This is a genomic window from Dietzia sp. CW19, assembly GCF_014145265.1.
In the GTDB taxonomy this organism is placed as follows: Bacteria; Actinomycetota; Actinomycetes; order Mycobacteriales; family Mycobacteriaceae; genus Dietzia; species Dietzia natronolimnaea.
Map to the genome: position 1 here is coordinate 1 of NZ_JAALEE010000204.1, position 7,346 is coordinate 7,346.

8 protein-coding genes and 1 pseudogene are annotated in these 7,346 nt (G+C 69.9%); 5 read left to right on the top strand and 4 right to left on the bottom strand.

Going from position 1 to position 7,346, the window contains the following annotated elements; genetic code table 11:
- Positions 1-201 (top strand): annotated as a pseudogene (locus G6021_RS06875) (DUF4440 domain-containing protein); the annotation flags it as partial.
- A gap of 361 nt (positions 202-562) precedes the next feature.
- Here the strand turns inward: G6021_RS06875 and trpS are convergent.
- From trpS to G6021_RS06890, 3 genes are all read right to left on the bottom strand, one after another.
- Entirely contained in the window at positions 563-1,639 is a 1,077-nt protein-coding gene (trpS, locus tag G6021_RS06880; protein ID WP_182640922.1) for a tryptophan--tRNA ligase, read from the bottom strand.
- Between the two features lie 44 nt (positions 1,640-1,683).
- The gene (locus tag G6021_RS06885; RefSeq protein ID WP_182609249.1) at positions 1,684-2,157 is read right to left on the bottom strand and encodes a PPOX class F420-dependent oxidoreductase; all 474 of its coding nucleotides are present in this window, start codon (positions 2,155-2,157) and stop codon (positions 1,684-1,686) included.
- A 78-nt stretch (positions 2,158-2,235) separates the two neighbouring features.
- Entirely contained in the window at positions 2,236-3,081 is an 846-nt protein-coding gene (locus G6021_RS06890) for an exodeoxyribonuclease III (RefSeq protein WP_179524735.1), read from the bottom strand.
- A gap of 82 nt (positions 3,082-3,163) precedes the next feature.
- Here G6021_RS06890 and G6021_RS17185 point away from each other — a divergent pair, with 82 nt between their 5' ends.
- From G6021_RS17185 to G6021_RS06905, 4 genes are all read left to right on the top strand, one after another.
- Positions 3,164-3,865: a hypothetical protein gene (locus G6021_RS17185; protein WP_241736452.1), complete on the top strand. Its 702-nt coding sequence runs from the start codon at positions 3,164-3,166 to the stop codon at positions 3,863-3,865.
- 110 nt (positions 3,866-3,975) lie between these two features.
- On the top strand, positions 3,976-4,701 hold the full coding sequence (locus G6021_RS17190) for a hypothetical protein (protein WP_241736453.1): 726 nt from the start codon (positions 3,976-3,978) through the stop codon (positions 4,699-4,701).
- A 3-nt stretch (positions 4,702-4,704) separates the two neighbouring features.
- On the top strand, positions 4,705-5,892 hold the full coding sequence (locus G6021_RS06900) for a hypothetical protein (protein ID WP_206682647.1): 1,188 nt from the start codon (positions 4,705-4,707) through the stop codon (positions 5,890-5,892).
- 4 nt (positions 5,893-5,896) lie between these two features.
- Entirely contained in the window at positions 5,897-6,496 is a 600-nt protein-coding gene (locus tag G6021_RS06905; protein ID WP_182639574.1) for a TetR/AcrR family transcriptional regulator, read from the top strand.
- On the opposite strand, the gene G6021_RS06910 is transcribed toward G6021_RS06905, so the two are convergent.
- A partial coding sequence (locus G6021_RS06910; RefSeq protein ID WP_182640923.1) for an MFS transporter occupies positions 6,483-7,346 on the bottom strand: 864 nt, incomplete at its 5' end. The two genes, G6021_RS06905 and G6021_RS06910, sit on opposite strands and share 14 nt — an antisense overlap.

A 7,346-nucleotide genomic window follows, 5' to 3' on the forward strand; every position in this document is an offset into this window, starting at 1 on the left:
CTCGCGGCCGCCGGGTCGACCGACCAGGCATCCGGAGACCACGCGATGGAGGTCATCGAGGCCCGCGAACTCGCCTCCGACACGATCCTGGTGATCTGGCGCGAGCGGTCACGTGGTGACTCGATCCTGCGCAGCTCGGTGTGGGTCCGGTCCAGGGGCTCCTGGCGCCAGACCTTCCATCAGGGCACTGCCGAGACCTGAGTTCCCTCCGCGCGGACGTTCTGCCGGGGAGGCGCGCCGCACACGGAACGGCGCCCCTCACCACGTCTGGCGAGGGGCGCCGTTCGTCGACCGCGGCGCGGGGCCTACAGGCCGCCCAGCAGCAGATGGAGCAGATCCCCCACGATTCCGATGAGACCGGCGACTAGACCCATGTTTTCACTCCCTACAGGTGATGTGACACCCGACGGGTTCCTCTCCCCGTCGAGCTGAAAGCCACTCTAAGGACGTAGTGCGACGGAGGTGTTTCGTCCCGCGGCCTACGCCGTGAACTTGGGTTTCGTCGCTGTAAGGATACATCTGTATAGGTTCATTCTTACGCAGTGGCCCGCGCCTTGGGTGGCTATCCGCGGCGCGGTGCGGTGAACCCGACCGCCTGATAGACCTGCGAGAGCACGGGCCCGGCCACGGATCTCGCGCGATCCGCGCCGTCAGCGAGGATCTGCTCGAGTTGGCCCCTGTCGGACATGTACTCGTCGAACCGACCGCGCAACGGGGTGACGAAGGCCTCGAGAGCATCGGCGGTGTCGGTCTTGAGCGCGCCGTACCCCGCCCCCGCGGCCTGGTAATCGGCCACGAGGTCCGCCACCGGCCGCCCGGTGAACGCCGACTGGATGGTCAACAGGTTCGACACACCCGGCTTCATCTCGCGATCGAAGCGGATGTCACCATCGGAGTCGGTCACCGCGCTGCGGATCCGCTTGGCGGAGACCTTCGGGTCGTCGAGCAGATTGACGATCCCCTTGGGGTTCTCCCCCGACTTGCTCATCTTGGCCGTGGGGTCCTGCAGGTCGTAGATCTTCGCCGAGCCCTCGAGGATCTTGCCCTCGGGCACCACGAAGGTCTTCTTGTAGCGGGAGTTGAACCGCATCGCCAGGTCGCGGGTCAGCTCGAGGTGCTGCCGCTGGTCCTCCCCCACCGGCACGAGGTGCGGGCGATAGAGCAGGATGTCGGCGGCCATGAGGACCGGGTAGGTGAACAGCCCCACGGTCGTCCCGTCCGTGCCCTGTTTGGACGACTTGTCCTTGAACTGCGTCATCCGGGCGGCCTCGCCGTACCCGGTGATGCACCCCAGGACCCAGGCCAGCTCGGCGTGCTCGGGCACGTGCGACTGCACGAACAGCACCGAGCGGCCCGGATCGACCCCCAGCGCGAGGAGCTGTGCGCAGCCGCGGAACACCCGTTCGCGCAGCTCCTTGGGATCCTGCTTGACGGTGATCGCGTGGAGGTCGGGGATGAAGTAGTAGGCATCATAATCGTCCTGCAGGTCCACCCACTGCCGCACGGCGCCCAGGTAGTTGCCGAGATGGTAGGAGTCGGCGGTGGGCTGGATGCCGGACAGGACGCGCTGGCGCGTCGCGGGCGCCCCGGTCGCGGCGGTCGTGGGCGCAGGAGCTGCGGAAGTGGACTGCTCAGACATGGCGCCCATCTTCCCACGGCGCCCCCGGCCCCCCGATCACGCCCTCATCGGCCGGTGGACCGGTCCTGCTCGGGCGGGAACCCGCCCGTCGCCACCGGCCCCCAGTCGTCGATCGTCACCCGGATGAGGCATTTGCCCTGCCGCACCATGGCCTCGCGGTACTCGTCCCAGTCGCTGTGTTCGCCGGCGACGCTGCGGAAGTACTCGACCAGCGGCTCCACAGCCTCCGGGAGGTCGACGATCTCAGCGGTTCCGTCGACGTGGACGTAGGGCCCGTTGAACTCGTCGGACAACACGCACACACTGACCGCCGCGTCCCGTCGGATGTTGCCCACTTTCGCCCGCTGCGGGTAGGTGGCCACGACGAGCCTGCCCTCGGAGTCGACACCACAGGTCACGGGCGAGCTCTGCAACCCTCCCGAGGACTTCCGCGTGATGAGCACCGCGCGGTGCCGCGGGCGCAGGAACTCCTCGAGTCCGGCTCGGTCAGGACGGTCGGCAGTCGCATACGTCGGCATGGAGCCGAGGTTACGGATGTGCTCGCCGCGCGGCATCCGCGATCGCGGGCCCCTCCGGTGCGGACGCCCTCGTCGTCGTCACTCGTAGACGACGGTGACCGGCGCGTGGTCGGACCACCGCATGTCGTAGGCACTCGCACGGTCCACCCGATCGGCCACGGCACGATCGACCAGGCCGTCGGTCACCACGTGGTAGTCGATGCGCCAGCCCGCGTCGTTGTCGAAGGCCTTGCCGCGTTGGCTCCACCAGGAATAGGGGCCGATCTCGTCGGGGCGACGATGGCGGACGATGTCGGTCCACCCGCTGGCGTCGGCGAACAACTCTGACATCCACTCACGCTCGTGGGGCAGGAAGCCGGAGCTCTTGTGGTTCCCCTTGTGGTTCTTCAGGTCCGCCTCGCGGTGGGCGATGTTCCAGTCGCCGCAGATGATCATCTCGTGACCGTCGTGGGCGCCGACCACCTTCGCGCTCTCGGCGAGGTGCTCCCGGAAGCTCGCCATGAAGCGGTCCTTCTCGTCCTGCTTGGGGGTCTCGGCCGTCCCGGAGGGCAGGTAGAGGCTGGCCACGGTGACGGTCTCCCCGTCGACGGCGCCGGGGTACACCGCCTCGATGTAGCGGCCGGACTCGTCGAACTCGGGATCACCGTGCCCGATGCGCACCTCCGCGGGCTCGTGCCGGGACAACAGCGCGACGCCGGCCCGGCCCTTGAGCGAGGAGGCGGAGCCGACGAGGTGCCAGCCGGCGTCGAGGGCCGGAGCGAGCGCCTTACGGGTCTGGCCCTCGTCGGCGCGGACCTCCTGGAGCGCGACCACGTCCGCGCCACTGCCCTCCAGCCAGGGCAGGAATCCGAGGTTGGTCTCCGACCGCTGCTTGACGGCAGCTCGGATCCCGTTGACGTTGACGGTGCTGACGGTGAGGCTCACGCCGATCAGGTTACCGATCGTCCGAAGAGTGACCGTTGACACACCGCGCATACATTCATACATTATGACAATCATTGTATGAATGAAGGAGATCGGGATGCACGGAGCGACGGCAGTGGTCCTCGGCGGGAGCGTGGCGGGCCTGTGTTCGGCCGGCGTGCTGGCGCCGCACTTCGACAGGGTGGTGGTCCTCGAGCGGGACGAGCTTCCGCCCGGCGCCGAGCACCGGCGCGGGGTCCCCCAGAGCAAGCACCCGCACTTCGTCCTCAACGCCGGGCGACGCGCGATCGGCACGATCTTCCCCGGGTTCGAGGAGTCACTCATCGAGGCCGGCGGGATGCTGCTGATGCCCTCGATGGACGCGGCCTACGGCGAGATGGACGGCTGGGGGCCGCGCAAGACCAGCACCATGACGATGATCTACTCCTCCCGCATCCTCATCGAGCGTGTCCTGCGGGAGAAGGTCCGCGACCTGCCGACCATCGAGATCCGCGAGGGCGTGATCGCGTCGGGCCTGTCCACCACCGGAGGAGGGACACCGGCCGGGCGAGTGACCGGGGTGGAGTACCGCGACGCGCACGGCGAGACCCGGATCCTCGAGGCCGATCTCGTGGTGGACGCCCTCGGTCGCGGTCCTCGGTCCGGGACTGGATCGCGGCCGCCGGCTGGCCGGCCGTCCCCGAGAAGACCCTCGACGCCAAGGTCACCTACACCTCCCGCTGGTACCAACTCCCGGACGCCTCGCAGCGGCCGCCGAACTGGTGGTGGCAGCACCTGGTCCTGACCCCCACCCAGGACACCGGCCCCCATCCGCAGGAGCACGAGTTCCTCTCCAACTTCTTCCCCGTCGAGGGTGACCGCGCGATCTCGTGCATGGGCTCGTGGGGGATCCGGATGCCGCGCACGCCCGAGACGTTCGAGGCCGCCGCCGACCGACTCCGCGCGCCCACCTTCGCCGCCGCCATGCGGGCCGGCACCCCGATCTCGGAGGTGCACCTCACCCGCGCCACGGGCAACAAGTGGCGCCGCTACGACGAGCTGGCACACCCACCGCTGGGCCTGGTGGCCATCGGGGACGCGGCCTGCGCCTTCAACCCGTTCTACGCGCAGGGGATGAGCTCGGCCGCCCGCTCGGCGGTCGTGCTCTCCGACATCCTGTCCGAGCACCGGTCACTCGACTCCTCGTTCACCCGCGCGTTCCTCGACCGGCAGCGCGCGTCGCTGGAGGTGCCGTGGATGCTGGCCATGGCCCGCGACCAGGGATACGACTTCGCCGAGGGCACGGAGGTCGCGCCCGCGTGGCGACGCAGGATCATGTCCCGGGTGTCGTGGCCGGTGTTCAACGCCATCACCGCCGCCGCCCGTGAGGACGACCACGTGGAGCAGACGTTCACCGCGGTGTTCAACCTCGACAAGTCGCTCCGCGACATGATGACGGACCCGCGCTTCGTCTACGGCCTGCTGCGCCACAAGGTCCGCGAGGCGCTCGGCCGCACCCGCGTGCCGGGTGGCTTCGACATCCGAGCCGACCCGCCCGGTACCGACTACTCCGATCCCGCGAACCCCGTGGAACCGGCGGCCTCCGCCGTCCGGTCGGCGACCCGACAGACGAAGGGCTGAGCGATGGCGTACTCCTGTGAACCCGATGCCCGGCAGGTCGCCGATTTCCTCGGCTTCTCCTGCGACGACGCACACCCCGTGGGGGCCGTTCGCTCACCGTTCGCCCTCGAGCACTGGACCATGCCCCTGCTCGAGGTGCTGATCATCGCCGGTGCGGTCTTCGCCCTCGTGCACGCGTGGCGGCGCTGGAGGCGCGACGGCGACCCGGTCAACCTCGGGCTGTGGTTCGCCTCCCTGATCTACCTGGCGGTCATCGAGCCGCCGCTGTACTTCCCCGAGTGGTTCGGTCTGCAGGACTACGTGGGCTTCATCTTCTCCCACAACGTCTTCACCGTGCAGTTCATGTTCGACCGACTGCCGCTGTACATCGTGGCGTTCTACCCGGTGATCTCACAGCTCACCTACGAGCTCGTCCGCGCCCTGGGGATCTTCGCCCGGCGCGGGGCCGCGATCGGGGCGATCGCCACCGCGTTCGCCAGCCAGGTGTTCTACGAGATCTTCGACCAACTCGGGCCCCAGCTCAGGTGGTGGGCGTGGAACCCCGACAACATGATCAACACGCCGATGTTCGCCTCCGTCCCGATGAACAGCATGTGGGTGTTCGCCTCGGTGTCCTTCGGCGTCATGGTGTGGCTCGTCGTCACGCTCCTGGGCGGGCCCGGGCGCACCGGAACGCCCATGGGCGGCGGCTCGGTGGCCTGGCGGACCGTCGTCGCGGGGGTGCTCACCCCGGTACTCATGGTGATCCTGGCCGCGCCCACCAGGGTCGGCGTGGACGCCGAGAGCGAGGGAACCCTCCAACGGACCATCCTCTGGACGTTCCTCGGCATACTCTGGCTCGTCGGCCTGTGGCTGCTGGCGGACGCCACCCGCCGGACGTGGCGGGGCTCGACGCCACCGGTCGCCTCACCGGCCTTCGTCCGCGTCTACCCGGTCCTCTACGTCGGTGTACACGCGGCGTTCTGGATCGCGGCACTCCCGGCCTTCCTGGGAGCGACGGACGGGGTCACCGGCGGTGGCACCCCGATCGGGAGCGGGTGGTACGCGCTCGCCTGCTTCGCGGTCGCCATCTGGTTCGTCGTCGCGGCGCTCCTGGCGACCCGGTCCCCCTCCCGCGAGGTCGGCTCCGCCCCCGGCACCACCGCGGGCACCGGGGATCCGCGGACGCGCGAGGCCGATGTGACACCCTGAACCGATGGCGAGACACGGGTGGGGGGGCCGGCCCCCGGCGGACGAGGAGGAGGCGCGTCAGCGCATCATCGACGCCACCGCCGGGCTGATCGACCGGCACGGAGTAGCCAAGACGACGCTCTCCGACGTCGCGGCCGAGCTCGGCGTGACCCGGCAAACGGTGTACCGGCACCTCGGGAGCATCGGCGAGATCATGAGCGCCGTGGCGGCCCGGGGTGCCGAGGACTTTGTCGACCGGTTGGTCTCCCACCTCGAGGGCAGCCGGACTCCCGCGGAGGCCGTGGTCGAGGGGATCCTGTTCTGTCTGCGCACAGTGCCGAGCGACCCACGACTCAACCTGCTGCTGCAACTCGGCGACACCGCCACCTTCAGCCGGGCGGCCACCTCGCCGCTGATGCTCGACTACGGCTCGGCGATGCTGCGTCGGTTCCCCGTGGAGTGGTCCGACGCCGGGGTCTCCGACGCCGACCTCGACGGCCTCGCCGAGATGATCATGCGACTCCTCATCTCGCTGTTGGACTCCTCCACGGACGTGCCGCGCCCGGAGGACGAGGTCCGCGCGCTGCTCGACCGGTGGCTCGTGCCGGCGCTCACGCCGTCCTGACCCCGTCCCGGTCCGGTCTGCGGGCGGCCACGACCGCGCCCACGAGGATCGCCAGTCCGACCGCCGCGAGGGCGGCCCCCGCGAGTGCGGGAGAGGTGTAGCCGAAGCCCAGCGCGATCACCACTCCGCCGAGCCACGCCCCCAGGGCGTTGGCGGCGTTGAGCGCCGAGTGGTTCAGCGCGGCCGCCAGCGTCTGCCCCCGGCCCGCGTACTGCATCAGCCGGGCCTGCAGTCCGGGCACGAGGGCGGACCCCGTCGCCCCCACGAGGAACAGGCCCACCAGTGCCGTGACCGGATGGTGCGCGGCCACCGCGAACAGGGCCAGGACCACGGTCATGCCCGAGGCGATCGCGACCAACCCACGGTCGAGGTCCCGGTCCGCGACCACTCCGCCCAGCAGATTTCCGGTCACCATGCCGAGACCGTAGACGGCCAGCACCGCGGGCATCCAGCCGCGGTCGATACCGGCCACGTCGACCATCGTCCACTGGATGTAGGTGTAGACGGCGAACATCCCGCCGAACCCCACACCGCCCACGGCGAGGGTCGCCAGGATCTGCGGCCGGGCCAGCGCGGCCAGCTCCTCGCGCGCCCGGACCACCACTGCGCCGGACGGTTCGGGGACGACGACGAAGATGGCCGCCACGGTCAGTGCGCCGATCACCCCGACCGCGAGGAAGGCCGCCTGCCAGCCGGCGGCCTCCCCCAGCCACGTGGCCGCCGGGACACCGATCACCGTCGCCACCGACAGACCCAGCAGCACCAGCGACACCGCACGTGCCTGCTTGCCCGGGCCGGCGAGCGAGGCCGCCACCAGCGAGGCCACGCCGAAGTAGGCCCCGTGCGGGAA

What these genes read in the sequence shown, in the direction of transcription:
- G6021_RS06885 (WP_182609249.1), bottom strand. Translation starts at nt 2,157, where the DNA reads ATGCCGACGTATGCGACTGCCGACCGTCCTGACCGAGCCGGACTCGAG.
- G6021_RS17190 (WP_241736453.1), top strand. Translation starts at nt 3,976, where the DNA reads ATGCCGCGCACGCCCGAGACGTTCGAGGCCGCCGCCGACCGACTCCGC.
- G6021_RS17185 (WP_241736452.1), top strand. Translation starts at nt 3,164, where the DNA reads ATGAAGGAGATCGGGATGCACGGAGCGACGGCAGTGGTCCTCGGCGGG.
- G6021_RS06905 (WP_182639574.1), top strand. Translation starts at nt 5,897, where the DNA reads ATGGCGAGACACGGGTGGGGGGGCCGGCCCCCGGCGGACGAGGAGGAG.
- G6021_RS06900 (WP_206682647.1), top strand. Translation starts at nt 4,705, where the DNA reads ATGGCGTACTCCTGTGAACCCGATGCCCGGCAGGTCGCCGATTTCCTC.
- trpS (WP_182640922.1), bottom strand. Translation starts at nt 1,639, where the DNA reads ATGTCTGAGCAGTCCACTTCCGCAGCTCCTGCGCCCACGACCGCCGCG.